This is a genomic window from Streptomyces sp. SGAir0957 (genome assembly GCF_043523415.1).
On sequence record NZ_CP027293.1, the window covers coordinates 5,874,423 to 5,899,461 of the forward strand.

The following is a 25,039-nucleotide window of genomic DNA, read 5'->3' on the forward strand; positions in this document are numbered from 1 at the left end:
CCCGGGGGCGGGCCCGGACGCCCGCGGCGCTAGACCCAGCCCTGTTGCCGTGCTTCCCGAAGCGCCTCCATCCGGTTCCGGGTGCCGGTCTTCCCGATCGCCGAGGACAGATAGTTCCGCACGGTCGACTCGGAGAGATGAAGCGCCCCGGCGATGTCGGAGACGGTCGCCCCGTCGGCGGAGGCCCGCAGCACATCCGCCTCCCGGGCCGTCAACGGGTTCGGCCCAGCGCTCAGCGCCGCCGCGGCGAGCGCCGGGTCCACCACGGTCTCCCCCCGCAGCACCTTGCGGATCGACTCGGCGAGATCCTCGACGGGCCCGTCCTTGACCAGGAACCCGGAGGCCCCCGCCTCCATCGCCCGCCGCAGATACCCGGGCCGCCCGAACGTCGTGAGGATCAGCACCCGGCAGTCCGGCACCTGGTCACGGAGTTCGGCGGCCACGTCGAGCCCGCTGCGGCCGGGCAGCTCGATGTCGAGGAGGGCGACGTCGGGGCGGCATTCGAGGGCCTTGTCGACGATGAGGTCACCGGCCGCGACCTGCGCGACGACCTCCATGTCCGCCTCCAGGCCGAGCAGCAGCGCGAGCGCCCCCCGCATCATCTGCTGGTCCTCGGCGAGGAGCAGGCGCACACTCTTGGCGGGCCGGTGGTCCTGCGGCATTTCCGTCACGGGGGCAGATTACGTGGCCGGGCGGTGCGGGGCGGCCCGGACGATGTCCACGAGTGCGGCGTCCGGCACCGACTCGCGGCCGCCGACGGGGAGTTCGGCCCGCACCTCGAATCCGCCACGCGCGCCGGACCCCGCCTCCAGGGAGCCGCCCGCGGTGGCGAGCCGCTCGGTGAGCCCTTTGAGCCCGGTGCCGCCGACGCCCGTACCGGCAACGGCCGACGGGCCGGAGCCGTCGTCCGTCACCCGCAGCCGCACCCTCTCGGCGGCCCCCTCGACGGAGATCACGCACGTGGTGGCGGAGCTGTGCCGCACCACGTTCGTGACGGCCTCGCGCACCACCCAGCCGAGCAGCGCCTCCGTCTGCGCGGACAGCGGCGGCCCCGACTGGCGGACGACGGGTTCGACGCCCGCCGCGGTGAGCGCGGAGCGGGCCCGGTCCAGTTCGGTGGCGAGGCTGCCCTCGCGGTACCCGGTGACGGCCTCACGGATCTCGGTGAGCGCCTGGCGGCCGACCGCCTCGATGTCGGTGACCTGTTCCAGGGCCGCGTCGATGCTGCGCGGCGCGAGCCGCCGTGCCGCCTCCGACTTCACGACGATCACCGAAAGGGTGTGCCCGAGCAGGTCGTGCAGGTCGCGGGAGAACCGCAGCCGTTCCTTCTCGACGGCGCGCCGCGCCAGTTCCTCGCGGGCCGCGCGCAGTTCACGTACCGCTTCGGAGAGGGAGAGGATCGCGGCGGTCACCATCATGGAGAGGAACGTGCCGTAGACGACGCCGAGCGCGTCCCACCCCTCCTTGTACCCGGCGACGACCCCGGCCAGCGCGCTCAGCCCGAGCCCCGCCCTGCCGAGGTGCGGGCCGCGCAGGATGGCGCCCGCCGCGAGGCCGAGCAGCGGGAAGAAGGCCAGCCAGTTGCCGCCGAAGCCGAGGACGAGTGCGCAGGTCAGCACGGTCATCAGGGCGAGTGCGAGCCGGGTGGAGGCCGCGCCGCGGGTCTTCTTGTGGAACGCGCGGAAGACGACGTACACGTACAGGGAGTTGAAGGTGAGCAGGCCGAGGCCGCCGAGCCACGGGTTGCCGGTCTTGCCCTGGACGATGTTGGAGAACGCGCCGAGGCCGAGGAGCAGCCAGGGGAGGAGCGCGAAGCCGGTCGGCGGCGGGCCGAGGTCCTCGGGCGGCCCGCCCGGCGCACCGGAGGCCCGGTGCTCGGCCCGCACGCGCGCGTTCTCGGCCTTCCATTCGGTCTGTGTCGTGCGCAGCTCGTGGAACTGCTCGTTGACCTTGCTCCACCAGGACATGTCCGTCCCTCTCCGGGTCCCCGTCGTCCCCGTGGCCTCGTTCATGCGGTCCGCGCCGATGTGCGGTACGACACCACAGCGTACGAACCGAAGGCCAGCAGCCAGCCGAGGAGCACGGCGAGGGCGGCGAGGGAGGGGAGCCGGCCGTCGGCGACCGCCGTGCCCAGCTCGGCGAACCGGTTGGTCGGGGTGAAGGACGAGACGTGCCGCAGCCAGCCGGGGAACAGTTCCACCGGGAACCACAGGCCGCCGAGGACGGCGAGGCCCAGGTAGCAGAGCATGGTGATGCCGCCCATGGCCTGCGAGGTGAGGCGGTAGCCGTTGCCGAGGCCGAGCATGGTGAAGGGCAGCGAGCCCGCCCACAGCAGCAGCGCGATGACCGGCCACTTCCACAGGTCCATCCGTACGCCGTTGACCAGCGCGCCCGCGAGGAGCACCGCCGTGATCGCGGGCAGCACGGTCACCGCGCCGGTCAGGGCCCGGCCGATGACGCCCTGGCGCGGGGTCATCGGGGTGATCCGCAGTTGCCGCAGCCAGCCGATCGCCTTGTCCTCGGCGACGCCGGCGCCCGTGTTGAGGGCGGCGCCGAGCGCCCCGTAGGCCGCCATGCCGATCATCGACGCCGTCTTCCACGCGCCCGCGTCGGCGCCGATGTTGGTGAAGAGGAGGTACATCAGGACGGGCATCGCGACCGTGCCGATCACGTACTTGCCGTCGCGCAGCGTGCGCCGCACTTCGAGCCGCAGGTAGTCCCTCATCACACACGCTCCAGGTCGCGGGGGTCCGCGGTCAGCGCCATGAAGGCGTCGTCGAGGGAGGCCGGGGCGACCTCCAGACGGCGTACGGCGTCCATCCCGGCCAGCGCCATGACCGTGGCGTCGGAGTCGTCGGTGCGCAGCCGGGCCCGGTCACCGCGGATCTCGACGGAGCGCACGCCCGGCAGCAGGGAGAGCCCCTCGGAGCCGTGCCCCGCCAGGTCGAAGGAGACGAGGCTGCCGCCGCCCGCCCGGCGCAGTTCCTCGCCGCTGCCGTCGGCGACGACCCGGCCGTGGTCGATGACGACGATCCGGTCGGCGTTGGCGTCGGCCTCCTCCAGGTAGTGCGTGGAGAACAGGACCGTGTGCCCGCGCCGCGTGAAGGCCCGCATCGACGCCCAGAAGGCGTGCCGCGCCTCCACGTCGAGGGCGGCGGTCGGCTCGTCGAGCACGATCAGGGACGGGTTTCCGGCGAGCGCCACGGCGAACCGCACGCGCTGCGTCTGGCCGCCCGACAGCTTGTCGACCCGCCTGCCCGCCAGCTCCCCGATCCCGGCGAGCCGCAGCGCCTCCGGGACGGCCATCGGCGCCGGGTACCGCCGGGCCACGAAACCGACCAGCTCGGCGACGGTGACCCGGGGCACCGCCCGCCCCTCCTGGAGCATGGCGCCGACCCGACCGGCCCGTACGGAGTCCTGCGGCGCGGCGCCGAACAGCTCGACGCGGCCCTCCTCCGGCTCGTCCAGGCCGAGCAGGAGGGAGAGGGCGGTGGACTTGCCCGCCCCGTTGCGGCCGAGCAGCGCCACCGTCTCGCCGGCCGCGATCTCCAGATCGAGCCCGTCGACCGCGCGTACGGCCCCGAACGTCCTGACCGCTCCCGTGAAGGACACGGCGGGTGCGGGGCCGGTGCCCGCTGTCTCTTTCGCCCTCGTCGTCATGGGAAGGACGCTACGGACCGGGGCCGGGGCGGCGGCAGATGCGCAAGTCCGGACCTCGCCAGTACAAATGTCACCCGGCATGGCATCTGACGTAACGTCAGAAAGGGATGACCGCACCCTTCCCAACCCACCCCCGCTTGGCTATACAGGAGGTCGCCGGGCGGAATGAAACAGGTTCTAGAACCGGCGCGCGACGACCTCGGTGCGGCCGACGGTGCGGACGGCCGCACCGAGGTCTTGACCCGCCTGCCCGACCATGTGAGGAGCGCCCGCCCCATGCCCATCGACGCCGCGAAGGCCGTAGCCGCCGCCCCACGGACCGCCGAGATCACCTGGGGCCACAAGGACGTCCAGCTCTACCACCTCGGCATCGGCGCGGGCACCCCCGCCACCGACCCCGACGAACTGCGCTACACCCTGGAGTCGAAGCTCCAGGTCCTGCCGAGCTTCGCGACGGTCGCGGGCGCCGGGATGGCCATGATGGGCGGTCTCGCCGCACCCGGCATCGACGTGAACCTCGCGCACGTCCTGCACGGCGGCCAGACCGTCGCACTGCACCGCCCCATCCCCGTCGAGGGCACGGCCCGCACGAGCGCCCGCGTGGCCGCCGTGTACGACAAGACCAAGGCCGCCGTCGTCGTCCTGCGCACCGAAGTCACCGACGTAGACGGCCCGTTGTGGACGAGCGACGCGCAGATCTTCATCCGCGGCGAAGGCGGCTTCGGCGGCGAACGCGGGCCCTCCGACCGCCTCCCGGACCCCGTCCGCGAGCCCGACCGCACCGTCGACCGCCACGTCCGCGAGGACCAGGCCCTCCTCTACCGCCTCTCCGGCGACTGGAACCCGCTCCACGCCGACCCCGAGTTCGCCAAGCTCGCCGGGTTCGACCGGCCGATCCTGCACGGCCTGTGCTCGTACGGCATGACACTCAAGGCCGTCGTCGACACGCTGCTCGACGGCAACGTCTCCCGCGTCACCCGCTACACCACCCGGTTCACCGGCGTCGTCTTCCCCGGCGAGACGCTGCGCATCCGGATGTGGCGGGAGCCCGGCCGGATCCGGGTCGCGGTGGCGGCCCTGGAACGCGACGAGGCCCCGGTCCTGGCCGACACCGTCATCGACCACAGCTGACCACCCGCAGGCCGGCTGACCACCCGCAGGCCGGCTGACCACCCACGGGCCGGTTGACCACCCGCAGGCCACAGCTGACCACCCGCACCCGCACCCGCACCTCACGCGAAGGAGCCGCACCCCATGCGAGCAGCCGTTCTGCACGAGACAGGCCAGGACAAACTCGAGGTCCTCGACGACGTCGAGGCGGTCGGCTTCGGCCCCGGCAAGGTACGCATCAGGGTCCGGGCGACGGGCCTGTGCCACTCCGACCTCTCCGCCATGAGCGGGGTCCTGCCGCAGCCCGCCCCCTTCGTCCCGGGGCACGAGGGCGCGGGCGAGATCGTCGACGTGGGCGAAGGCGTGACCGGCCTCGCCCCCGGCCAGCGCGTCGTCGTCTGCTGGCTGCCCGCCTGCGGCGCCTGCCCCGCCTGCAAACGCGGCCAGACCCAGCTCTGTCTCGCCGGGTTCATGAACGCGGGCACGCCCAACTTCAAGCGCCCCGGCGGCGACGTGTTCGGCTTCGCGGGCACCGGCACCTTCGCCGAGGAGGTCGTGGTCGACGCGGGGTGCGCCGTGCCGATCCCCGACGACGTCCCCTTCGACATCGCCGCGCTCATCGGCTGCGGCGTCACCACCGGACTCGGCGCGGCCGTCAACACCGCCGACGTACAGGCGGGTTCGTCGGTCGCGGTCATCGGCTGCGGCGGCGTCGGCATCTCCGCGATCCAGGGCGCCCGGCTCAAGGGCGCCGCCCAGATCGTCGCCGTGGACCCGGTGGCGTCACGGCGCGAGGCGGCCCTGCACTTCGGCGCGACCGAGGCGGTCGCCCCCGACGCGCTCGCCGACGCCAAGCAGCGCCTCACCGAGGGCGAGGGCTTCGACTACGTCTTCGAGGTCGTCGGAAAGTCGGCCACCGCCCGCACCGCCTACGAGACCACCCGGCGCGGCGGCACCCTCGTCGTCGTCGGCGCGGGCGCGATGGACGACGTCCTCCAGCTCAACATGTTCGAGCTCTTCTTCGACGAGAAGCGGATCCTGCCCTCGATGTACGGAGGCGGGGACGTCCTGCGCTCCTACGAACGAGCCATCGCCCTGTGGCGGGCGGGCCGCATCGACCTCCAGTCACTCATCACGCACAGGGTCCCCCTCGCGGAGATCAACGAGGCTTTGGACCAGATGCGCACTGGGTCAGCGCTGAGAACCTGCATCGAGCTCTAGCCCATAGCCGCCCAGGGGCGCGGGGAACCGCGCGACCAGCCACGGCGGCGCAGCACTTTCAGAAACGACCGGTGAAGGGACCAGCATGTCAACGCCGCTCAAGGGCCGCACGGCAATTGTCACAGGCGCCGGCCGCGGCCTGGGTCGCGCAGAAGCCCTGGAACTGGCCCGCCTGGGCGCGAACGTCATCGTCAACGACTACGGCCGACCAAGCCGCGACGGCACCGGCGACACAGACGCGGCCCCCGCACACCAGGTGGCGGAAGAGATCCGCGCCGGGGGCGGCACAGCAAGCGCCCACGCGGGCGACGTGGCCGACCACGAACAGGCCGCACAACTGATCCAGGCGGCGATAGACACGTACGGCCGCCTCGACATCCTCGTCAACAACGCCGGCATCCTCCGCGACCGCATGATCTTCTCGATGACCGAGGACGAGTGGGACTCCGTCATCCGCGTGCACCTTAAGGGCCACTACAACACGACCCACTTCGCGGCCCGGCACTGGCGCGACCGCGCCAAGGCGGACGGCGCCCCCGTCCACGGCCGCATCGTGAACACGTCGTCGGAGGCGTTCCTCGCGGGCTCGGCAGGGCAGCCGAACTACGCGGCGGCGAAGGGCGGCATCGTCGGACTGACCACGTCCACGGCGCTGGCCCTCGCCAAGTACGGCGTCACCGCCAACGTCATCTGCCCCCGGGCCCGCACCAGGATGACCGAGGACGTCTTCGCCGGATTCGCCGAACCCGGCGAAGGGCTCGACCCGCTGGCCCCGGAACACGTCGCCCCGCTCGTCGGCTACCTCGCCTCACCCGCCGCCGCGCACGTCAACGGGCAGCTCCTCGTCGTGCACGGCGGCATGGTCGCGATCGTCGAACGGCCGCGTGTACGGGCGAAGTTCGACGCCGCGAAGGAGGTGTTCACGTACGAGGAGCTGGACGCGCTGCTCACCCCGCACTACGAGGAACGGCCGCCGACGGAGACGTTCGCGGCGGCGGAGGTGTTGAGCCTCAAGCGCGAGTGAGCCGGGCCTGCGTCTGCGTCTGTGCCTGCGTCTGTGCCTGCGTCTGTGCGTGCGTCTGTGCGTGCGCCTGTGCCTGGGCCTACGCCCGTGGTTACCCCTGCGGCTCCTCGGCGCGGGGCCCCCGGTGCCGCCCGCGCGGTTCGGGCCGCTGGTCCTGCGCCGCGGGGGCGGAGGTCACCGCACCCCGGTGCCGTCCGTGCCCCGTCCGCTCCGTGGTGGCCCCCGCCTCCGGACCGTCCGTACCCGCGTCCATACCGTTGCTTTCCGCCATCGGAAAACTCACCCCGTACACCCATACAAGATCGTTCAGATTCGCCGGGGGAGTCTAACCTCCGGCCTTCCGCCCCCCGAGAGGCGCCTGCGCCAACGGCACCGGACGCGGCGCGGCAGGCGGCGGCGGCTCGCTCGGCGCCTCCTCCTCCGGCGCCGCGGGCTCCGGCGCGGACAGCCGCGCGAGGCCGCAGGGCACGTCGCCCGTGGCGTAGGGGAGCGCCAGTTCGCCCGAGCGCGACCAGAAACCGGACCCCGCCAACCACCCGTGCGGCGCCGGGAATTGATGCAGCCGGCCCTCGCTCGGACGCCACACCCCGAGCCACGGCGAACCCTGCGTCCCGGCGGCGCCGTCGATGCGCAGCGCCACCGCGCACCCCTCGGGCGTGAGCGTCTGCCCCGGCTGCACCGCGAACGGCGTCACCGTGCATCCGGCGGGCCGCAGCGCGCGCGGGAAGCGGATCGGGAGCGTGCTGCCGAGGACGCCCCAGCCGAGCCGGGGCCGGCCCGCCTCCGCGGCGTCCGAGCGGACCAGGATCAGGCCGCTGTCCGGGTCGGCGAGGAGCAGCCGGTCCTCGCTCTCCGCGCCGATCTGCAGCAGCGGCGAGACCTCACCGCCCCGCTCCAGGTCGACCGCCACCGTCTTCACCGGGCCGCCGCCGGGCTCCTCCCGGTCGAGCGCGAGCAGCCGCCCGGTGGCTTCCAGCCACACCCCGCCCGAGCAGCTGCCCTTCACCTCGGCCACGTGCTCGGGGCCGAACGCGCCGCCCGCCACCAGCCACACGTCCGTCGTCTCCTCGCGTACGGCGAGGGCGTACGCGCGGGACCCGTCCGGGCTCGGCGGCAACAGCGTCAGCTCCCCGCACTCGACGGCCCCGAGCGGCACCTCGCCGGTCGCGGGCCCGGTCGGGTAGAGGAGGGAGAACAGGTGGCGGCCGTCCGCCCGGCGGTGGATGAGGACCCGGCCGTCGGTCAGCGGCAGGACGGCGGTGCCGGGCTCCTCCGGCTGGTGGGCGGGGAGCGGCACCGCGTACGGCTCGGGGCCGTCGAGGGTCCAGCGCTCGGGGTACCACGCGCCGGGGCTGCCGTTGTCGTGGACGAGCCGGGCCGCGTAGGTGGCGTCGGCGGTGATCACGCATCCGGGCGACGGGGGCTCCGGTCGCGTCTGCGCCGCCTGTGGTTGCACCACCTGTGTTTGTGCCGCCCCCGTCTGGGACGTCCCCGCCGGGCCCGTGCCCGTCGGTCCCGTCCCCGTCTGTGCCGCCCGTTTCTCTGCCGCGGGCTCTATGGCCAAGGCCGTCATGGGTTGCGTCGCCTCCGACTGTCCTGGTCCGCCAGTGCTCTTCTCGGTCCCCGCCCCGTGCTGCCCCGCCTCGCGCCCCGCCCCGTTCGCCCCCTCGCCTGCACAGCCGAAGCTAGTTTTCGCACGTACCTCCGGGGTCCGCCCGGCCCGCCGCTTCACACCAAAGGGTGGCCGTGGCCGGAATCAGCTGTGAGGGAAGTGCTTGTTGTGCTCATGAACCTGTCCGCGGCCCGGTCCGCGGACCTCACCGGGTCCCCGGGCTTGGGGGAGCGCGGCGCGGCGCAGGTAACCTGTCTGCGTGCCCCGTCTGTCTGAAGTAACCGCCGCGCTCGACGCCCTCTGGCCCCCCGCTCTCGCCGAGGGCTGGGACGCGGTCGGCACGGTCGCCGGGGACCCGGACGCCGAGGTGGGCCGGGTCCTGTTCGCCGTCGACCCGGTCCAGGAGATCGTCGACGAGGCGGTGAAGCTCGGTGCGGACCTGCTGGTCACGCACCACCCGCTGTATCTGCGCGGGACGACGACGGTCGCGGCCGACACCTTCAAGGGCCGGGCCGTCCACACCCTGATCAGACACGACATCGCCCTGCACGTCGCGCACACCAACGCCGACAAGGCCGACCCCGGCGTCTCCGACGCGCTCGCCGGAGCGCTCGACGTCCGGGTCGTCCGCCCCCTCGTGCCCGACCCGGCGGACCCGTCGGGCCGCCGCGGTCTCGGCCGCGTCTGCGAGCTCGACCACCCGCTCACCCTGCGCGAGCTGGCGCAGCGCGCCGCCGAGCGGCTCCCCGCCACCGCGCAGGGCATCCGCGCGGCCGGCGACCCGGACGCGACGATCCGTACGCTCGCCGTCTCCGGCGGCAGCGGCGACAGCCTCTTCGACGCCGTGCGCGCCGCGGGCGTCGACGCCTTCCTCACCGCCGACCTGCGCCACCACCCGGTGAGCGAGGCCCGCGAACACTCCCCTCTCGCGCTGCTCGACGCGGCGCACTGGGCCACCGAGTGGCCCTGGTGCGAACAGGCCGCCGCCCAGCTCGACGAGGTCTCCGACCGCGAGGGATGGGACCTGCGCGTCCACGTCTCCCGTACGGTCACCGACCCCTGGACCGCCCACGCGGCGTCCCACCGCGAACCCCTGACTACTTTTGGAGCCCCCAACTGAACGCCGCGCCCGCCGACCAGATCCGTCTCCTCGACGTCCAGGATCTGGATGTCCGCCTCCAGCAGCTGACCCACAAGAAGAAGTCGCTGCCCGAGCACGCCGAGATCGAGTCGCTCACCAAGGACCTCGCCCAACTGCGTGACCTGCACGTCGCCGCGACGACCGAGGAGAGCGACTGCTCCCGCGAGCAGACCAAGGCCGAGCAGGACGTCGACCAGGTCCGCCAGCGCGCCACCCGTGACCAGCAGCGCCTCGACTCCGGCGCGGTCACCTCGCCGAAGGACCTGGAGAACCTCCAGCGCGAGATCGCCTCGCTCGCCAAGCGCCAGGGCGACCTGGAGGACGTCGTCCTGGAGGTCATGGAGCGCCGCGAGTCGGCGCAGGAGCGCGTGAGCGAGCTGTCCGAGCGCCTCGCCGCCGTCCAGGCCAAGGTCGACGACGCGACGGCCCGCCGCGACCAGGCCGCCGCCCAGCTCGACACCGAGGCCGCCGCGGTGGCCAAGGAGCGCGAGGTCGTCGCCGGGTCGATCCCCGCCGACCTGCTGAAGCTCTACGACAAGCTCCGCGAGAAGGAGGGCGGCGTCGGCGCGGCCAAGCTGTTCCAGCGCCGCTGCGAGGGCTGCCGCCTGGAGCTCAACATCACCGAGCTGAACGAGGTGCGCGCCGCCGCCCCCGACGCCGTCGTCCGCTGCGAGAACTGCCGCCGCATCCTGGTCCGTACGGCGGAGTCGGGCCTCTGACCGGCACGACGGTCACGAACGCGCGGGCCGGGGGGCCGGACATGGGCCCCCCGGCCACGTTCGTGCTGCTCCGCCACGGCGAGACGGCGCTCACCCCGGAGAAGCGGTTCTCCGGGAGCGGGTTCCTGCGGGGCGTCGGCGGTGACCCTGAGCTGTCGGCGACGGGCCGTGAGCAGGCGCGGCGCGCGGCGGCCGAGCTGGCGGCGCGCGGTGGTGTCGACGCGGTCGTGTCGTCGCCCCTGAAGCGGTGCCGGGAGACGGCGCGGGCCGTCGCCGACCGGCTCGGGCTCGGCGTGACGGTCGACGACGGTCTGCGCGAGACCGACTTCGGGGCGTGGGAAGGGCTCACGTTCAAGGAGGTCGGGGAGCGCCATCCGGACGACATGAACGCCTGGCTCGCCTCAGCCGAGGCCGCGCCCGGCGGCGGTGGCGAGAGCTTCGCGGCGGTCGCCGAGCGGGTCGCGGCGGCCCGGGACCGGCTGACCGCCGTCCACCGGGGCCGCACGGTCCTCCTGGTCAGCCACGTCACGCCGATCAAGACGCTGGTACGGCTCGCGCTCGGCGCCCCGTCCGAGGCGCTGTTCCGCATGGAGCTGTCAGCGGCGTCGCTGACGACGATCGCGTACTACGCGGACGGGAACGCGAGTGTGCGCGCGGTCAACGAGACGGCGCACCTCTTCGCTAGACGGTGAGGGCGCTCGCCTCGCGGGCCAGTCGCTCCACCCGGGCCCAGTCCTTCGCCGCGATCGCGTCGGCCGGGAGCATCCAACTGCCGCCCACGCAGCCGACGTTCCTCAGCGCCAGGTAGGCGGGCGCGTTCGCGGGCGAGACCCCGCCGGTCGGGCAGAACCGGGCCTGCGGCAGCGGCCCGGCGAGCGCCTTGAGGTAGGCGGCGCCACCTGCGGCCTCGGCGGGGAAGAACTTCATCTCCTCGACCCCGCGCTCGATCAGCGCCACGACCTCCGAGGTGGTGGAGACGCCGGGCAGGAACGGCACCCCCGAACCCTTCATCGCGTCCAGCAGCGTGTCCGTCCACCCGGGGCTGACCAGGAACTTCGCGCCCGCGTCCACCGAGTCGGCGACGTTCGCGGGGGAGATCACGGTGCCCGCGCCGACGACCGCGCCCCCGACCTCGGCCGCGATGGCGCGGATCGCGTCGAGCGCGGCGGGCGTGCGCAGGGTCACCTCGATCGCGGGCAGCCCGCCCGCCACGAGCGCCCGCGCGAGCGGCACCGCGTCGGCGACGTCCTCCACGACGACGACGGGAACGACGGGGGCGAGATCGAGCACAGAGGAGGTGGTCATGGGCTCATCCTGCCCGGGGCACACATCATGTGCAAAGCGCGTTGCGCACCTTGCAACGGCGGGTGGCCGGGGTCAGTGCACCTCGTCGACGAGCACGTCCAGATTCCAGGCCCGCCCGGCCTTGGCGGGCGCCTCGACCTCCACCTCGTACGACAGCTCCCGCAACACCTCGACCAGCTCGGCCGGGGACGCGGGCGCGACGCCCGAGGTCAGCAGCGAGCGCACGATGCGGCCCTTGGTCGCCTTGTTGAAATGGCTGACGACCTTGCGGGTCGGCGCGTGCAGCACCCGTACCGTCGCCGTCCGCTCCGCGACTCCTTGATCTGTGGCCTTCGGCTTCCACGCGGCCGCGTACGCCGCCGAACGCAGATCGAGCACGAGCCCGCTCCCGGCGGCCTCGGGCATGACGTCGGCCATCGGCCCCCGCCAGAACGCGCCGAGCGCGCCGAGACCGGGCAGCTTCACCCCCATCGAGCAGCGGTAGGACGGAATCCGGTCGGTCACCCGCACCGCGCCCCAAAGCCCGGAGAAGACGAGCAGGTGGCGCGCGGCCCGCTTTTTCGCGGCGGCGTCGAGGGAGGAGAGGCCGAAGGCGTCGTAGAGGACACCGGTGTAGATCTCCCCGGCGGGCCGGGCGCCCGCGGTGCGCAGCCCGGCGTTCTTGGCGACCTCGCCGCGCAGCCCCTCACTGAGCCCGAGCACATGGCGCGCCTTCTCCTCGTCCGCGGAGCACAGCTCGACCAGCTCGCCGAGGACGGCGGCCCGAGCCTCCGCGAGCCCCGGCAGCGACAACGACTCCAGCTCCAGCGGGGCACCCTGCCCGGAGGCGGCCTTCCCTTCGGACGGCGGCAGCAAGACGAGCACGGGCGATCTCCTTCGGTACGACGGGCAGGGGCGCGGCCCCGCGCCAGGTTAGTCGGCGACAGGTGAGGGTTCGGCCCGCGCCGCTGTGAGCCGCGCCTCCAGGGCACGCGCCAGCCGCTCCGGCTCCTCCGCGTGCAGGCGCACCCGTACGACGTCCCTGGCCCGCCCGAGGAAGGTGAAGTGCGTGACGGGCTCGCCGAGTTCGAGCGTGAGGCTGGTCTGCGAGGCGACGTCGAGGTGCAGCTCGCCGTCGGTCTCGGTGTGCGTGAACCGGTTCTCGCGGCGCACGCGCGTGATCCGCTCCAGCGGTATCCGCAGGTCGACGTGGGCCCCGCGGCGCACCCGCAACACGTCCTCGGTGATCACGTGCGGCCGCGTCACGGCCGCCGCGTGCAGCCCGAGCACCATGAACACGGTGTAGACGTCCAGGAGGAACACGACCCGGTGGATCTCGGGCTGGTCCCGCAGCAGCGCCCACATCCCGAAGGTCTCGACGACACACACGAAGGCGAACGCGTACATCATCGACGCCTGCCCCTTGGCGTACGGAAAGGAGTCGGCCCCGGCCGGAACCCCGTGCCGCCGCCGCGCCACCCACAGCCCGAGGCTCCCGAACACCCGCGCTTCGTGCCCGACGAGCCGGCGGGCGGTGGGTGGCAGGACGTCCTTGACGGCGCCGAGCCCCCCGCGCAGGCAGAGGCGGCCGAGCAGCAGCCCCTCGACGGCGAGGACGAGGACGACGGCGCCTTCCACATACACGGGCGGCCGCACGCCGGTAAGGAGGCAGACGACCAGCCCCAGCTCGGCGACGAGAACGACGCAGGCCAGCGCCCGCACGACCCGCCTCACCGCCCATCACCTCTCTCTGTGCCGATCTCTGTGCCGATCTCTGTGCCGATCTCTGTGCCGATCTCTGTGACCATCCGCATCGCGAGCCGTACGGCCTCGGCCTGGGCCGGGGAGAAGTCGGCGAGCACGGTGTCGAGGAACCCCTTCTGGGCGGACGTCTCGGCGGTGGGCAGTTCGGCGGGCAGGCAGGCGACGAGCGCCCGCGCGGCCTCGTCGACGCGGGGATCGTCGGGCGCGGCGTCGGCGAGGGCGTCCAGCCGGGCGTACACGTCACGGACCGCGGCCATCGCGGCCGGGTCGGCGACGGTGGGCCGCAGAGCCGCGATCAGCTGCCCGCGGAGCTCGGGCGGCGCGGTGGTGTCGATGAGGGTGAGCATCTCGCGGTCCTTCGCGGCCATCGGCGACGAGTCGGCCAGCTCCCCGACCTCCCCGAGCAGGGCGGCGAGCTCGGGCGAGACGGGCCCCTCGGCGGGCAGCCGCCCCAGCTCGGCCCGTGCCAGCAGATCCCGCAGCCGGGCACGCCGCTCACTCAAGGCGGCCTCCTGCCGGGCCAGATCCTCGTCCAGCTCGGCCAGCACCTCCACGAGCTCCCGCCCGGCGTCGTCGGCGAGCACGTCCCGCACCTCGGCGAGCCCGAGCCCCAACTCGGTCAGGCGCCGGATCCGGGCCAGCTCGACGGCGTGCCGCAGCCCGTACTCGCGATAGCCGTTGCCGAGCCGCTCGGGCTCCGCGAGCAGACCGAGATGGTGGTAGTGCCTGATGGCGCGCGTGGTCACGCCGACGGTGGCGGCCAGCTCTCCGATCCTCATGACGCCAGTAGAAACGTTGACGCTGCGGCAAGGTCAAGGCGGCGCTCCCGATGATCCGTACCAGGCCGCTCCCGTGCTCCGTACCAGGTCTCGCCGGGTATCATGACGGCACGGCAGACGAGCCGGGCGGACGGCCGCGTGGGGTCCCTTCATCGGAACCCCCCGAGGAACGTCCGGGCTCCACAGGGCAAGGTGGTGGCTAACGGCCACCCGGGGTGACCCGCGGGACAGTGCCACAGAAAACAGACCGCCGGGGACCTCGGTCCTCGGTAAGGGTGAAACGGTGGTGTAAGAGACCACCAGCGCCTGAGGTGACTCAGGCGGCTAGGTAAACCCCACCTGGAGCAAGGTCAAGAGGGAACGCCTCCTCGGAGACGATCCTGCGCGGACGATCGAGGGCTGCCCGCCCGAGTCCGCGGGTAGACCGCACGAGGCCGGCGGCAACGCCGGCCCTAGATGGATGGCCGTCTCCCCGGCCACCGCGAGGTGACCGGGCGACAGAACCCGGCGTACAGCCCGACTCGTCTGCCCCACCCTCCCCCGCCCTCCCCGAGGCCCCGGCCCGCAAGGCGGAGGTGACTTACCGTAGTTGCCTCTGTTAAGAATGGGGACATCATGCGGGCCCCGCGGAACGTGGTTCCGTCGTGGGGGAGCAGGGGGAGGATGGGATCGTGTCCGACGGCACGGGGGGAACCGGAGCCGCCAAGGCCATGCTGGTCGAGGGCGAGACGCTGTCGACGTTCAAGCGTCGGGTCGACGCTTTGCTACGTGAACTGGAGAACTCGAAGGCGGCGCCGAAGTCGCTCGCGAACGGGTCCCTGCCGAGCGGCCGCCTCGGCACCTTCGACGAGGCCGACGGGCTGCACTCCGCCTACACGAAGGTGCACGGTCAGCTGGAGAACCTCTCCAAGATGCTGGCGCTGCAGATCGAGGGCCTCGTCGCGACGGTCGACGCGTCCAAGACGGGTTACGACAACCTGGACGACGATGTGCGTGCGCGACTGAGCCGCATCCGGTCGCAGGCCGACGCCCTGGTGGAGCCGGGCAGGAAGACGTCGCACGGCACTCATCACAGCGGTTCGGGCGAGCCTGCGCCGAAGGCGACGGACGGCGAAGCGGGTGGCCTGTGATGTCGCTGGTACGCAGACCGACGTCAGTGAGGGAGGACACGGGGCATGAGTGAATTCGGTTCCCAGGTGTGGGGCATGGCCAAGTCCTATCGGTTCGCGGTGCACAGCCCGGACGAGCTGTGGGCGATGGTCGAGCCGGCGGACGGCGCGACCGCGACGGATCTGGGTTCCCTGCTGACGTCGGCGGCAAAGACGATCAAGGAGATCGGTGACGATCTGAAGACCCACAGCACGTCGGTGCAGTGGGAGGGCGAAGGCGCCGACGCGTTCCACAAGTGGATCGACCAGGCCGCGCGGGCGACGCTGAGCCTGGGCGACTACAGCGAGAGCGCCGGGAAATGGCTGGGCCACGCGGCGGACACGCTGCACGAGGTCAAGCCGCAGATCGAGGCGCTCAAGAACTCCAGCGCCTCGGCGCGCTCGATCCTCGACGCGCACGACGCCGCGGCGAAGGACGTGGGCAACCATGGCGGCGGCCCTTCGACGTCCTCGGTGAAGACGGCCAAGTCGCAGTACGACGGCGACCGTGCCGAAGCTGCCTTGCTGATGACGAAGCTCGCCCAGTCGTACTCGGCGTCTACGGAGCAGATCGAGGGGTTGCAGGCACCGGAATTCCCCGCGCTCCCGGCGAGATTCGTGCCCAGGAGACTCGATGGCAGGGATGACGTGGACTCGCCGTCGTCCGACGCTTCGCCGAGCGCGGGGACAGCCGCCGCCGTGAGTGGAGTCGGCGTCGCCGCCGCGGGTGCCGCTGCGCTCAAGGAAGCGGCGCATGGCGCATCGCTGGCAGGGGGCGGCCACCATGCCGTCCCGACCCACCAGGCATCCCCCCTCACTGTGCCACCGAGAGTGGTTCCGGATGTTCTGTCGAGCGGGCCGAACACCGGCTTGGACAGGGCGGGCACACTTCCTTCGGCTGCTGCTCCCGCCACGCCCCGCACACCGACGGTGCCACCATCCCCTGTACAAGGAGCCGCTTTTGGCCTTGCCACCCCTCCGCCGGGGGCGCCTCCCATCTTCGGAGGTGCAGGCCGGTCCGCTGCTCCTCCGCAGGGGGTGAGAGGTGGCCGCGGTCCCATCTCGCCGAGTCTGCGTGGTCCGTCGGGTGCGCCCGAGGGGACCGGCCGCACCGGCGTTCCGGGTGCACTCGGCACGCCAAGAGAGGCGGTGCCTGGGCGCAGTGTTCCGGGTACGGCTCGGCCGGGGGTACCTGGGGTGGAAGGTGGCAAGGCGTCACCAGTGCGGGGGCCGGGCGGAGCGGCTCCGGAGCGGCCGTCCGACGGGATCGCCGGTGGCCGCGGGGCTCCGTCGCAGACCGGCCGTGCGGCGGGGTCGATTCCCCGGGGCACGGTGGTCGGAGGTTCCCCGGCTCAGCAGGTCCCTGGTGCCCGAACGCGCGCTTCCGAAGGGGCGCGTCCTGGGGAGGCCACCGGCCGAGGCGCTGTGACAGGTACCGGGCGTGGGAGTGGCATGTCCGGCGCACGGATGCCCTCGCACTCGGACGGTGTCGCGGGCGGGCAGCCGCAGAAGGCGAAGCCGAGCAGGAACTCGTCGGCCGCGGCCAGGCGGTCCGGTTACGCGCGCGAAGAGACCGACGGGCCGGCCGAGACGCAGCGGGGCGGACCCGCCCGCGGTTCTCATGCCTCGTCACGCAAAGATGGGGCTCGGGCTGTGTCCGCGGAGCACCTGCGCGGTGGGCGAGGTGCGGAGAAGGAGTCGGAGCCGGAACAGCGGACTGCACGGCCGCTGCCTGCGCCTCGGCTTCCGGGCCGGCCCGAAGACGAGGTGTGACGACGGAGGATGACCATGCGCTCCCGTAACAAGCAGGCCCGAAGGCTGCGGGTCGGATGTCTCCTGTCCGGCATCGTCCTCGCCGGTGTCGCCACCACGCCTGCCCACGCCGAGACCGTCCGCGATCAGCAGTGGTACTTGGACGCCATGCATGCGGAGCAGATGTGGAAGGCCAGCACGGGCAAGGGAGTCACGGTCGCGGTCGTCGACTCCGGCGTCGACGCGCACTTTCCGGACCTGCGTGGGCAGGTGCTCCGGGGCAAGGACTTCTCGTACCGTCCCGGTGACGAGCACACGGACTACGACGGCCACGGCACCGACATGGCTGTGCTTATCGCGGGGACCGGTGCGAAGGGTGAGACGACTGGTTCGTACGGCGTGGCGCCTGGAGCGAAGATCCTCCCCATCCGGGTACCGGATTTCATCGAACAGAGCCGGGAAGACGGCAACCCGGACGACTACCCCACGTATGTAGCCAAGGCCATCCGGTATGCGGCCGATTCGGACGCCCGGATCATCAACGTCTCGTTGGGCGGCCCGGAGCACTCGAGGATGCTGGACGACGCGGTCGACTACGCCTTGTCCAAGAACAAGCTGATCTTCGCTGCCGTGGGCAACCTCGGTGCCGGAACCAACCCGGTGGAGTACCCGGCTGCGACGCCGGGGGTGGTGGGAGTCGGCGCGATCGGCAAGGACTTCAAGAAGACCGCCGAATCCCAGTACGGGGCGCAAGTCGATCTGGTCGCACCCGGCGACGACATGATCCATACCTGCGACGGGAAGACCGGCCTGTGCAAGTCGCACGGCACAAGTGACGCGTCGGCCGTCGCATCGGCATCAGCCGCATTGATCTGGTCCAAGCATCCGGACTGGACGAACAACCAGGTCCTGCGGGTCATGCTGAACACGGCAAGCGGCCCGGTCAGCGGTAAGAAGCGCACGGATGAGATCGGTTACGGCGCTGTACGCCCCCGGATCGCTCTGACGAACCCCGGCGATCCGGGTCCGGCGGACGAGTATCCACTGCCGGACCTTGCGGCAGGCTCCTCGGCGTCGGCGCAGCCGGGTGGTGGCAGCGCGGAACCGTCCCCGGCCGCTTCCGCGCCCCCCGTGGCGGCATCCGGCGACGATTCGAGTTCCATGCCGTGGATTTTGGCGGGCGTGGGCGGACTTGTGCTGGTCGGAGCGGGCGGTGGAGCCCTCGCCGTACGCAGCCGCAGGCGCCGCGCGGCGCCCGTACCGTCGGCGCCCTACCAGGGCTGGGCTCAGCAGCCCGGGTTCGGACCGCAGCCGGGGCAAGATCGGCCATGGCCACATCAGGGCACCGACACGACGGGGAGGCAGTGACCGGTTCCGCCGGTATCACGTGAGTTGGTTGGCTGAGCCCGGACACACTTGCCTGGCGCAAGAGCAGTTACAGCGCTCGGCACAGAAGTTCTCCGTCGCGCTTCTTGAGCGCATTGCTGGAGTCATGGTGGCGCTCCGATTGGCGGTGCTCGGTGAGGCCACGCGTTCTCAGCACGACGGCTGAACCGGAAGGGCCACATGGCTGTCGGTCTCCCGTCGGTTCGTTTGAGCGCGGACCGGAACCACCAATGGCCTGCCGGTTTTCGGGTGCGCTAGCACCTCCACCGGATGCTGGTAGATCTCGCTGAGCAGATCCGCCTCGAAAACCTCCGACGGCGCCCCGTCCGCCGTCACCCGTCCGGCCCGCAGGATCACCGTGCGGTCCGCGTACGCCGCTGCCAGCGCCAGGTCGTGGAGGACGACGACCACCGCGTCGCCCGCCGCCGCGCGGGAGCGGCATACGCGGAGGACCAGTTCCTGGTGGCGGAGGTCGAGGGCGGCTGTGGGCTCGTCCAGGAGGAGGAGTTGGGTTGATTGGGCGAGGACGCGGGCGAGGGCGACCCGGGCGCGTTCGCCGCCGGAGAGGGCGGAGAAGGGGCGGTTCGTGAAGGGCTGTGTTTCTGTTGCGCGCAGCGCCGCCCGTACCGCCGCCTCGTCCTCGGCCTCGTTCGGCGTGCCGGTCCAGGGGGCCCGGCCCATGCGGACCACTTCCTCCACCGTGAACGGGAAGGAGAGCGTCGCCGATTGGGGGAGGAGCGCGCGGCGTCGGGAGAGTTCGGGTGGGGTCCAGGACGCGGTCGGGCGGCCGGAGATGTGGAGGGTGCCCCGCGTCGGGTGGAGGTCCGCCGCCAGTGCGGCCAGCAGGGTTGATTTGCCCGCTCCGTTGGGGCCTACGAGGGCCAGGACCTCGCCCGCGCGGGCCTGTACGTCCACCTCGTGCAGGACCTCCCGCCCGCCCAGGTGCAGGTGTACGCCGCGCGCCTCCGCCACCGTCTCGCCCGGCGCGTGCCGCGCGGGGAGCGTGCGGGTGCGGCGGCGGATGCGGGTGGGCCAGGGGGGTGTCATGCCCAGCCTCCTTGCTTGCGGCGGGTGCGGCGGAGCAGCCAGAAGAAGAACGGGCTGCCGGTCAGGGCGGTCAGGACGCCGATGGGGAGTTCGGCGGGCGCGGCGAGCGTGCGGGCGGCCAGGTCCGCGCCGACCAGGACGACCGCGCCGCCGAGGGCGCTGCCGGGGACCAGGAAGCGGTGGCCGGGGCCCGCCATCATGCGGAGCAGGTGGGGGATGACGAGGCCGACGAAGCCGATCACGCCCGACACGGCCACCGCCGCCGCCGTGAGCAGCGCGATGAGGAGGATGCAGGCGACGCGGAGCCTCTCCACGTCCACTCCCAGGTGGCGGGCCGGCCTCTCGCCCAGGGACAGCAGGTCCAGCTTGCGGGTGTAGAGGGGGGCCAGCAACAGGCCCAGCGCCGCGCACGGCAGTACCGCCAGTACCTTCGGCCACGTCGCCTGGGCCAGCGAGCCGAGCTGCCAGAACGTGATCTGGTTGACCGCCGCCGTGTCCGCGTAGGTGAGGAACAGGCCGATGAGGGCGCCGGCGAACGCGTTCACCGCGATGCCCGTCAGGATGAGGGTGACCACCTCTGTCCTGCCGTTCGAGCGGGACATCGTGTAGACGACGAGGACGGTCGCCAGGCCCGACACGAACGCGCAGACCGTGATCGTCCACGTACCGAGGAAGTTCAGGCCGAGCGCGATGCAGGCGACCGCGCCGACCGCCGCGCCCGACGAGATGCCGATGACGCCCGGCTCGGCGAGCGGGTTGCCGAACACGCCCTGCATCAGGGCGCCCGCGCAGCCCAGGGACGCGCCGACGAGGAGGGCGAGGACGACGCGGGGCAGGCGCACGTTCCACAGGATCGATTCGGCCACCCGGTCGAGGGCCGATCCGCCCAGGCCCAGGTGGTGTTGGACGGAGGCCAGCACGTCTTGGGGCGGGATGTCGTAGGCGCCTATGCCCGCCGAGAGGAGGGCCAGGAGGAGCAGGGCCGCCGCCAGCACCGTCGTCAGGAGCCAGGTGGTGCGTGCCGGTCGGGCCGGTGCGGCGGTGGTGGTGGGGGAGGGAGAGGGGGAGGGGGAGGGGGAGGGGGAGGAGGCCGTCGTCGTCATGTTCAGGCGGTCTTCTCGGCGTAGAGCTGGTCCACCAGCGAGCGCAGCACCTGGTCGGTGCGCGGGCCGTAGTTCAGGAGTACGCCGTCCTCCACCGAGACGACCCTCCGGTCCACGCCCGCCGGGGTCTCCGCCACGCCCGGGATCTTCACCAGGCCGTCGATGCCGCCCACCGATGCGAGGCCCTTCGTCATGACGAGGATCGCGTCGGGTGCCGCCTTGGCGAGGGCCTCGCTGGTGATGGCCCGGAAGTCCGTCTTCAGGCCGGACGCGGCGCCCGCGTCGACCGCGCCCGCCGCTTCGAGGAGGGACGTGGCGCCGGACTTGGCGCCGCCGATGAGGTAGACGGAGGCCGAGCCGCGTACGTAGAGGAAGGCGATGCGGGGCTTCTTCGACCCCGTTGTGCGCGGGATGTCCTTGCGTACTGCCTCGATCCGGTCCTGCGAGCGCCGGGTCAACTCCCGTCCGGCCGCCGGGATTCCGAGTGTGTCGGCGACCGCCTGGATGCGGGTGCCCACGTCGTCGAGGTCCAGCGCGGGGTCCAGGACGACCACGGGGATGCCCGCGTCGCGTATCTGCCGCATCGCCTCGGCCGGGCCGGTCGTCCTCTCGGCGAGGACGAGGTCGGGCCGGAGCGAGAGCACGCTCTCCGCGGACACGTCGTGGTTCCGCGTGACCACCGGCAACTTCGTCGCCTGGTCGAACGTGGCCGTGATGTCGCGCGCCACGACGTCCTCGCCGAGCCCGAGCGTGAACACGATCTCGCTGAGGCTGCCGGAGAGCGGCACGATCCGGTCGGTCTTCCTGATCGTCACCTTGTGGCCGTCGGCGGACGTGGTGGTGACCGGGAGGGCCGGGTGGGGCGGCGGGGTGAGGGGGTCGAGCCGGTTCGCGGGGGCGGACGCGGGCTTCGTGCCCGTCCCCGTCCCCGTCCCTGGCCGCGTGGCCGAAGTGGCGGCTCCTCCGCAGGCCGTCAGGGTCAGGGCGAAGACCGCGATGAGTACGGAGACCAGCACACCCGGTCGTCGGGGAGCGCGGGAGGCGCGAGGGCTGGCGGCTGGCGTCGGCACGCGGACACCGTCCTGTCTGTCGGGGTGAGCGGTCACCGAGGGGCTGTTGATGTCAGGGATAGTAGTTTAGGTTAGCCTTACCTAAGTCGCCAGGGTCTGGTGACGTACCCCGGAGGAAACCGCCATGCCCCGACGCGCCCGGCTACGCGTCCTCGCCGTCGCCCTGTTCACCGCGTTGCTCGGCGCCCTGCTCCCGGTCGCCGGCGCGCACGCCGCGTCCCGCACGGTGCAGGGCGGGCGCCTGGACTGGGGCCTGAAATCGTCGTTCCAGAGCTACATCACCGGGCCCATCGCCCAGGGGAGTTACTCCCTGACGGGCGGCGCGGCCACCGTCGGCGCGAGCCAGTTCAGGTTCCACTCGGCGACCGGCACGTACGACGGGTCGACGGGCGCCTTCGCCTCCTCGTTCTCCGGCGGCGTCCACTTCGTCGGGCACAAGAAGAGCGACGGGACCAATGAACTCGACCTCACCATCAGCCGCCCCACCGTCCGGATCTCGGGCGGCGTCGGGACGCTGTACGTCGATGTCGTGAGCAGGGCGAGGGGCACGGGGGCGGTCACGTCGTCCGGCCAAGTGCCCTTCGCCACGCTGGCGGTGGGCGGGATCGACATGAGGGGCGGCGGGAACGCCGTCGCTCTCACCAACGTCCCCGCCACCCTCACCGCCCAGGGCGCCAAGTCCTTCGCCGGGTACTACACCGCCGGGACCGCGCTCGACCCGGTCAGCCTCGCCGTGGACGTCACGCCCGAGCGGCAGCAGACGTCCGCCGCGCCCAAGCCGACCCCTTCCACCTCCGCCACCAGGAAGAAGGCGGAGAAGGACGGGTCCGGGAAGCTGCGGGACGGTGCCGTCGACTGGGGTGTGCGCCGCACCTTCCGCGAGTACGTCACCGGAGACATCGCCCAGGGCCGGTGGAAGCTCGCCGACGGGGCCCAGGACGGCGGCGCCCTCTTCCGCTTCCCCGACGGCAAGGGCACGTACGACAAGAAGAAGCAGACTTTGGACGGGGCCTTCGCCGGGTCCGTCCGGTTCACCGGCGAGCACGGGCTCGACCTCACCCTCGCGCGGCCGACCGTCACCGTCGCCGACGGGAAGGGAACCCTGCGCGCCGACGTGACCAGTGGCCGCAAGACCACGAAGGCCACCGCGCTCGTCACCTTCACCGTGACGTCCCTGGCCGCCGGGGACGGGCTCGTACGGGTCGAGGAGGCGCCGGCCGTGCTCACCGCCGCCGGGGCGAAGGCGTTCGGCGGGATGTATCAGGCCGGGGCCGCGATGGATCCGGTTTCGCTGGCCGTCGCGCTGGACGCGGGTGCGGAGCTGCCCGCTCTGCCCGACCTCGGCAGTGCGGGGGCCTCCGCGTCGGCCGGTCCCGGTCCCGAGCCCGCCGCCAGCGCGGTTGCCGTCAAGTCCGGTGCGCAGCAGGGGGGTTCCGGGGTCAGCGGTGGTGTCGTCGCCGGGATCGCCGCCGGGGCCGTGGTGATCATCGGCGGGGCCGTCCTCCTCGTCGTGCGTATGCGTAAGCGGAGTCCTGCGGACGGTTGAGCGTCCGTCCCCGAAGTTTTCGTCGCCGGGTGCCGCCTTCGTCGTGGTTGCCCGCGCGGTTCCCCGCGCCCCTTCAGGGCGCCTCCCCAGATCCGGATCTCAGGAGTTCCCCATGTCCCTCGTCAGACACCCCATAGCCCTCGCGGCCGCCACCGCCGTCGCCCTCGGGGCCGGGGCCGTCGCGTTGCCCGCCTTCGCCGCCGACAAGGCGCCCGCGATCGAGTTGAAGGACGGCACGCTCGACTGGGGCGTGAAGGAGTCGTTCCGGAAGTACGTCACCGGGATCGCCGCCGGGAAGATCGAGGCGAGCGACGGCGCCACGCAGGCCGACGGCAACGGGGTCTTCCGGTTCACCGGTGGCGTCGGCACGTACGACATGACGACGCACGGCACGGACACCGCGTTCAAGGGCGGCGTCCGGTTCGTCTCCACGGCCCACATGTTCGACATCGAGATCAGCGACGTGAAGGTCGTGACCTCGGGCACGACCGGGCACATCGACGCCGACGTGTCCCTCAACGGCACGGTCCAGAACGACATCGAGTTCGCCGCCCTCGATCTGTCCGCCGTGCGGCCGGGCCAGGGCGCGGGCGGCGCGATGACCTTCAAGGACATCCCGACGACGCTGACCGCCGACGGCGCCAAGGCGTTCAACGGCATGTACCAGGCGGGCGCCGCGCTCGACCCGGCGACGCTGACGGTCACCGCCGCGACCACCTCGCCCGACCCGGACCCGGACCCCGACCCGTCGACGACGCCGCCCAGCACGCCGCCCGCCACCCCGACGGACAAGCCGACCACCACCCCGACCGGCAGGCCGACCGCGACCCCCACCGACGAACCGGCCGCCTCCACGACGCCGAAGCCCGCCGTCTCCGGCGCCATCGCCGACGGCAACCTCGACTGGGGCGTCAAGGAGTCCTTCCGCACGTACGTCACCGGGCCCATCGCCCACGGCAAGGTCGAGCTGAGCGGTGGAGCGGCCAAGAACGGGTCCGTGTACCGGTTCGGCGACGCGAGCGGGCGCTACGACGCGGGCGCCAAGTCCCTCGACGCGAAGTTCGCGGGCAAGGTCCGTTTCCTCGGCCACGAGGAGGGCGGGGAGTACGTGCTCGACCTGCGGTTCAGCGATCTGCGCGTGACGGCGTCGGGCGGCAGCGGCAAGCTCGTCGCCGACGTCTCCAGCAAGGACCGGGAGAGCGGCAAGGTCACGACGTACGACGACCTGACCGTGGCCACGGTCGAGGTCGGCTCGGGCGATCTGACCGCGAAGGACGACGTCGTCGAGCTGGACGGCGCCGCGACCACCCTCACCGCCGACGGCGCGAAGGCGTTCGGCGGGTTCTACCAGGCGGGCGAGGCGCTCGACCCGGTCACCGTCGCCGTCTCCCTCGACGAGGACGCCGCCCTGCCCGACGGCAACGGGTCCGGCGCCACCACGTCCGGCGGCACCTCGGGCACCACCGGCACCACCGGCGCCACCGGCACCGGGTCCACCACCGGCGGTACGGGAACCGGTTCGACCGTCGGCGGCGCGCTCGCCTCGACCGGCGCCGACCTCCCGGCCGGGCCGCTTGCCGCGGCCGCCGCGCTCGTCGTCGCCGCGGGCGCGGGCACGGTGTTCGCCGCGCGCAGGCGGCGCCCGCGGGAGAGCTGACCCCCAGGCGCGTACG

Annotated in this window: 23 protein-coding genes, 1 other RNA gene and 1 pseudogene; 11 read left to right on the top strand and 14 right to left on the bottom strand. The window is 72.6% G+C overall.

The features are described 5' to 3' along the window. Nucleotides 1-29: 29 nt before the first annotated feature. From C1N81_RS31360 to C1N81_RS31375, 4 genes are read right to left on the bottom strand one after another with little or no spacing between them, the layout of a single operon-like run. On the bottom strand, nucleotides 30-662 hold the full coding sequence (locus C1N81_RS31360; protein WP_394438340.1) for a response regulator: 633 nt from the start codon (nucleotides 660-662) through the stop codon (nucleotides 30-32). Nucleotides 663-680: 18 nt separating this feature from the next. Then, nucleotides 681-1,967, bottom strand: coding sequence for a sensor histidine kinase (locus C1N81_RS31365; RefSeq protein ID WP_394434669.1), 1,287 nt, complete (start codon nucleotides 1,965-1,967; stop codon nucleotides 681-683). Nucleotides 1,968-2,008: 41 nt separating this feature from the next. Then, nucleotides 2,009-2,725 carry an ABC transporter permease gene (locus C1N81_RS31370; protein ID WP_394434670.1) on the bottom strand — a complete coding sequence of 239 codons (717 nt, stop codon included), beginning with the start codon at nucleotides 2,723-2,725 and terminating at the stop codon, nucleotides 2,009-2,011. Further along, the gene (locus C1N81_RS31375) at nucleotides 2,725-3,660 is read right to left on the bottom strand and encodes an ABC transporter ATP-binding protein (protein ID WP_394434671.1); all 936 of its coding nucleotides are present in this window, start codon (nucleotides 3,658-3,660) and stop codon (nucleotides 2,725-2,727) included. Before C1N81_RS31375 ends, C1N81_RS31370 begins: the two co-directional genes overlap by 1 nt. Nucleotides 3,661-3,936: 276 nt before the next feature. Here C1N81_RS31375 and C1N81_RS31380 point away from each other — a divergent pair, with 276 nt between their 5' ends. The 3 genes from C1N81_RS31380 (at nucleotide 3,937) to C1N81_RS31390 (ending at nucleotide 7,015) form a co-directional block, all read left to right on the top strand. Next, on the top strand, nucleotides 3,937-4,791 hold the full coding sequence (locus C1N81_RS31380; protein WP_394438342.1) for a MaoC/PaaZ C-terminal domain-containing protein: 855 nt from the start codon (nucleotides 3,937-3,939) through the stop codon (nucleotides 4,789-4,791). A 123-nt stretch (nucleotides 4,792-4,914) separates the two neighbouring features. After that, nucleotides 4,915-5,991 (top strand): Zn-dependent alcohol dehydrogenase, encoded by a 1,077-nt coding sequence (locus C1N81_RS31385; protein ID WP_394434672.1) that lies wholly within the window; start codon nucleotides 4,915-4,917, stop codon nucleotides 5,989-5,991. 85 nt (nucleotides 5,992-6,076) lie between these two features. Beyond that, complete coding sequence (locus C1N81_RS31390) at nucleotides 6,077-7,015, top strand: 3-oxoacyl-ACP reductase (RefSeq protein WP_394434673.1); 939 nt, start codon at nucleotides 6,077-6,079, stop codon at nucleotides 7,013-7,015. 91 nt (nucleotides 7,016-7,106) lie between these two features. Here C1N81_RS31390 and C1N81_RS31395 read toward each other — a convergent pair whose 3' ends face one another. Further along, the gene (locus C1N81_RS31395; RefSeq protein WP_394434674.1) at nucleotides 7,107-7,286 is read right to left on the bottom strand and encodes a hypothetical protein; all 180 of its coding nucleotides are present in this window, start codon (nucleotides 7,284-7,286) and stop codon (nucleotides 7,107-7,109) included. A gap of 54 nt (nucleotides 7,287-7,340) precedes the next feature. Beyond that, entirely contained in the window at nucleotides 7,341-8,588 is a 1,248-nt protein-coding gene (locus tag C1N81_RS31400) for a hypothetical protein (RefSeq protein ID WP_394434675.1), read from the bottom strand. Nucleotides 8,589-8,886: 298 nt separating this feature from the next. Here C1N81_RS31400 and C1N81_RS31405 point away from each other — a divergent pair, with 298 nt between their 5' ends. The 3 genes and pseudogenes from C1N81_RS31405 to C1N81_RS31415 all read left to right on the top strand — a co-directional run. After that, nucleotides 8,887-9,747, top strand: coding sequence for a Nif3-like dinuclear metal center hexameric protein (locus tag C1N81_RS31405; protein ID WP_394434676.1), 861 nt, complete (start codon nucleotides 8,887-8,889; stop codon nucleotides 9,745-9,747). After that, nucleotides 9,744-10,487 (top strand): zinc ribbon domain-containing protein, encoded by a 744-nt coding sequence (locus C1N81_RS31410; protein WP_394438344.1) that lies wholly within the window; start codon nucleotides 9,744-9,746, stop codon nucleotides 10,485-10,487. The genes C1N81_RS31405 and C1N81_RS31410 overlap by 4 nt, the downstream gene beginning before the upstream one ends. A gap of 35 nt (nucleotides 10,488-10,522) precedes the next feature. After that, nucleotides 10,523-11,179 (top strand): annotated as a pseudogene (locus tag C1N81_RS31415) (histidine phosphatase family protein); the annotation flags it as partial. On the opposite strand, the gene eda reads toward C1N81_RS31415, so the two are convergent. From eda to C1N81_RS31435, 4 genes are all read right to left on the bottom strand, one after another. After that, nucleotides 11,169-11,792 carry a bifunctional 4-hydroxy-2-oxoglutarate aldolase/2-dehydro-3-deoxy-phosphogluconate aldolase gene (eda, locus tag C1N81_RS31420; protein WP_394434677.1) on the bottom strand — a complete coding sequence of 208 codons (624 nt, stop codon included), beginning with the start codon at nucleotides 11,790-11,792 and terminating at the stop codon, nucleotides 11,169-11,171. The pseudogene C1N81_RS31415 and the gene eda sit on opposite strands and share 11 nt — an antisense overlap. Before the next feature lie 72 nt (nucleotides 11,793-11,864). Next, a complete protein-coding gene (gene yaaA / locus C1N81_RS31425; RefSeq protein ID WP_394434678.1) occupies nucleotides 11,865-12,656 on the bottom strand; it encodes a peroxide stress protein YaaA in 792 nt (263 codons plus the stop codon). Nucleotides 12,657-12,704: 48 nt separating this feature from the next. Continuing rightward, nucleotides 12,705-13,505, bottom strand: a complete 801-nt coding sequence (locus tag C1N81_RS31430; protein ID WP_394434679.1) for a hypothetical protein — start codon at nucleotides 13,503-13,505, stop codon at nucleotides 12,705-12,707. Next, nucleotides 13,502-14,314 (bottom strand): MerR family transcriptional regulator, encoded by an 813-nt coding sequence (locus C1N81_RS31435; protein ID WP_394434680.1) that lies wholly within the window; start codon nucleotides 14,312-14,314, stop codon nucleotides 13,502-13,504. The genes C1N81_RS31430 and C1N81_RS31435 overlap by 4 nt, the downstream gene beginning before the upstream one ends. Before the next feature lie 118 nt (nucleotides 14,315-14,432). On the opposite strand from C1N81_RS31435, the gene rnpB reads away from it, so the two are divergent. Further along, nucleotides 14,433-14,842: RNase P RNA component class A (gene rnpB, locus C1N81_RS31440), an RNA gene on the top strand. A gap of 143 nt (nucleotides 14,843-14,985) precedes the next feature. Continuing rightward, on the top strand, nucleotides 14,986-15,444 hold the full coding sequence (locus C1N81_RS31445; RefSeq protein WP_394434681.1) for a DUF2563 family protein: 459 nt from the start codon (nucleotides 14,986-14,988) through the stop codon (nucleotides 15,442-15,444). 317 nt (nucleotides 15,445-15,761) lie between these two features. Here the strand turns inward: C1N81_RS31445 and C1N81_RS31450 are convergent, their stop codons facing one another. Beyond that, a complete protein-coding gene (locus C1N81_RS31450; protein ID WP_394434682.1) occupies nucleotides 15,762-16,205 on the bottom strand; it encodes a hypothetical protein in 444 nt (147 codons plus the stop codon). Between the two features lie 1,177 nt (nucleotides 16,206-17,382). Here C1N81_RS31450 and mycP point away from each other — a divergent pair. Continuing rightward, entirely contained in the window at nucleotides 17,383-18,582 is a 1,200-nt protein-coding gene (mycP, locus tag C1N81_RS31455; protein ID WP_394438347.1) for a type VII secretion-associated serine protease mycosin, read from the top strand. A 168-nt stretch (nucleotides 18,583-18,750) separates the two neighbouring features. Here the strand turns inward: mycP and C1N81_RS31460 are convergent, their stop codons facing one another. From C1N81_RS31460 to C1N81_RS31470, 3 genes are read right to left on the bottom strand one after another with little or no spacing between them, the layout of a single operon-like run. Next, nucleotides 18,751-19,647, bottom strand: a complete 897-nt coding sequence (locus C1N81_RS31460) for a heme ABC transporter ATP-binding protein (RefSeq protein WP_394434683.1) — start codon at nucleotides 19,645-19,647, stop codon at nucleotides 18,751-18,753. Beyond that, nucleotides 19,644-20,750, bottom strand: coding sequence for a FecCD family ABC transporter permease (locus C1N81_RS31465; RefSeq protein WP_394434684.1), 1,107 nt, complete (start codon nucleotides 20,748-20,750; stop codon nucleotides 19,644-19,646). The genes C1N81_RS31460 and C1N81_RS31465 overlap by 4 nt, the downstream gene beginning before the upstream one ends. Nucleotides 20,751-20,752: 2 nt before the next feature. Beyond that, the gene (locus C1N81_RS31470) at nucleotides 20,753-21,820 is read right to left on the bottom strand and encodes a heme/hemin ABC transporter substrate-binding protein (protein WP_394434685.1); all 1,068 of its coding nucleotides are present in this window, start codon (nucleotides 21,818-21,820) and stop codon (nucleotides 20,753-20,755) included. 124 nt (nucleotides 21,821-21,944) lie between these two features. Between C1N81_RS31470 and C1N81_RS31475 the strand changes: the two genes are divergently transcribed. Next, nucleotides 21,945-23,366 (top strand): HtaA domain-containing protein, encoded by a 1,422-nt coding sequence (locus C1N81_RS31475; RefSeq protein WP_394434686.1) that lies wholly within the window; start codon nucleotides 21,945-21,947, stop codon nucleotides 23,364-23,366. 112 nt (nucleotides 23,367-23,478) lie between these two features. Next, nucleotides 23,479-25,023, top strand: a complete 1,545-nt coding sequence (locus C1N81_RS31480) for an HtaA domain-containing protein (RefSeq protein WP_394434687.1) — start codon at nucleotides 23,479-23,481, stop codon at nucleotides 25,021-25,023. The last annotated feature ends 16 nt before the right edge of the window (nucleotides 25,024-25,039 follow it).

Excerpts from the sequence above, each read along its gene's own strand:
- C1N81_RS31360 (WP_394438340.1), bottom strand. The coding sequence starts at position 662 with ATGCCGCAGGACCACCGGCCCGCCAAGAGTGTGCGCCTGCTCCTCGCC.
- C1N81_RS31365 (WP_394434669.1), bottom strand. The coding sequence starts at position 1,967 with ATGTCCTGGTGGAGCAAGGTCAACGAGCAGTTCCACGAGCTGCGCACG.
- C1N81_RS31370 (WP_394434670.1), bottom strand. The coding sequence starts at position 2,725 with ATGAGGGACTACCTGCGGCTCGAAGTGCGGCGCACGCTGCGCGACGGC.
- C1N81_RS31375 (WP_394434671.1), bottom strand. The coding sequence starts at position 3,660 with ATGACGACGAGGGCGAAAGAGACAGCGGGCACCGGCCCCGCACCCGCC.
- C1N81_RS31380 (WP_394438342.1), top strand. The coding sequence starts at position 3,937 with ATGCCCATCGACGCCGCGAAGGCCGTAGCCGCCGCCCCACGGACCGCC.
- C1N81_RS31385 (WP_394434672.1), top strand. The coding sequence starts at position 4,915 with ATGCGAGCAGCCGTTCTGCACGAGACAGGCCAGGACAAACTCGAGGTC.
- C1N81_RS31390 (WP_394434673.1), top strand. The coding sequence starts at position 6,077 with ATGTCAACGCCGCTCAAGGGCCGCACGGCAATTGTCACAGGCGCCGGC.
- C1N81_RS31395 (WP_394434674.1), bottom strand. The coding sequence starts at position 7,286 with ATGGCGGAAAGCAACGGTATGGACGCGGGTACGGACGGTCCGGAGGCG.
- C1N81_RS31400 (WP_394434675.1), bottom strand. The coding sequence starts at position 8,588 with ATGACGGCCTTGGCCATAGAGCCCGCGGCAGAGAAACGGGCGGCACAG.
- eda (WP_394434677.1), bottom strand. The coding sequence starts at position 11,792 with ATGACCACCTCCTCTGTGCTCGATCTCGCCCCCGTCGTTCCCGTCGTC.
- C1N81_RS31435 (WP_394434680.1), bottom strand. The coding sequence starts at position 14,314 with ATGAGGATCGGAGAGCTGGCCGCCACCGTCGGCGTGACCACGCGCGCC.
- mycP (WP_394438347.1), top strand. The coding sequence starts at position 17,383 with ATGCATGCGGAGCAGATGTGGAAGGCCAGCACGGGCAAGGGAGTCACG.
- C1N81_RS31460 (WP_394434683.1), bottom strand. The coding sequence starts at position 19,647 with ATGACACCCCCCTGGCCCACCCGCATCCGCCGCCGCACCCGCACGCTC.
- C1N81_RS31465 (WP_394434684.1), bottom strand. The coding sequence starts at position 20,750 with ATGACGACGACGGCCTCCTCCCCCTCCCCCTCCCCCTCCCCCTCTCCC.
- C1N81_RS31475 (WP_394434686.1), top strand. The coding sequence starts at position 21,945 with ATGCCCCGACGCGCCCGGCTACGCGTCCTCGCCGTCGCCCTGTTCACC.
- C1N81_RS31480 (WP_394434687.1), top strand. The coding sequence starts at position 23,479 with ATGTCCCTCGTCAGACACCCCATAGCCCTCGCGGCCGCCACCGCCGTC.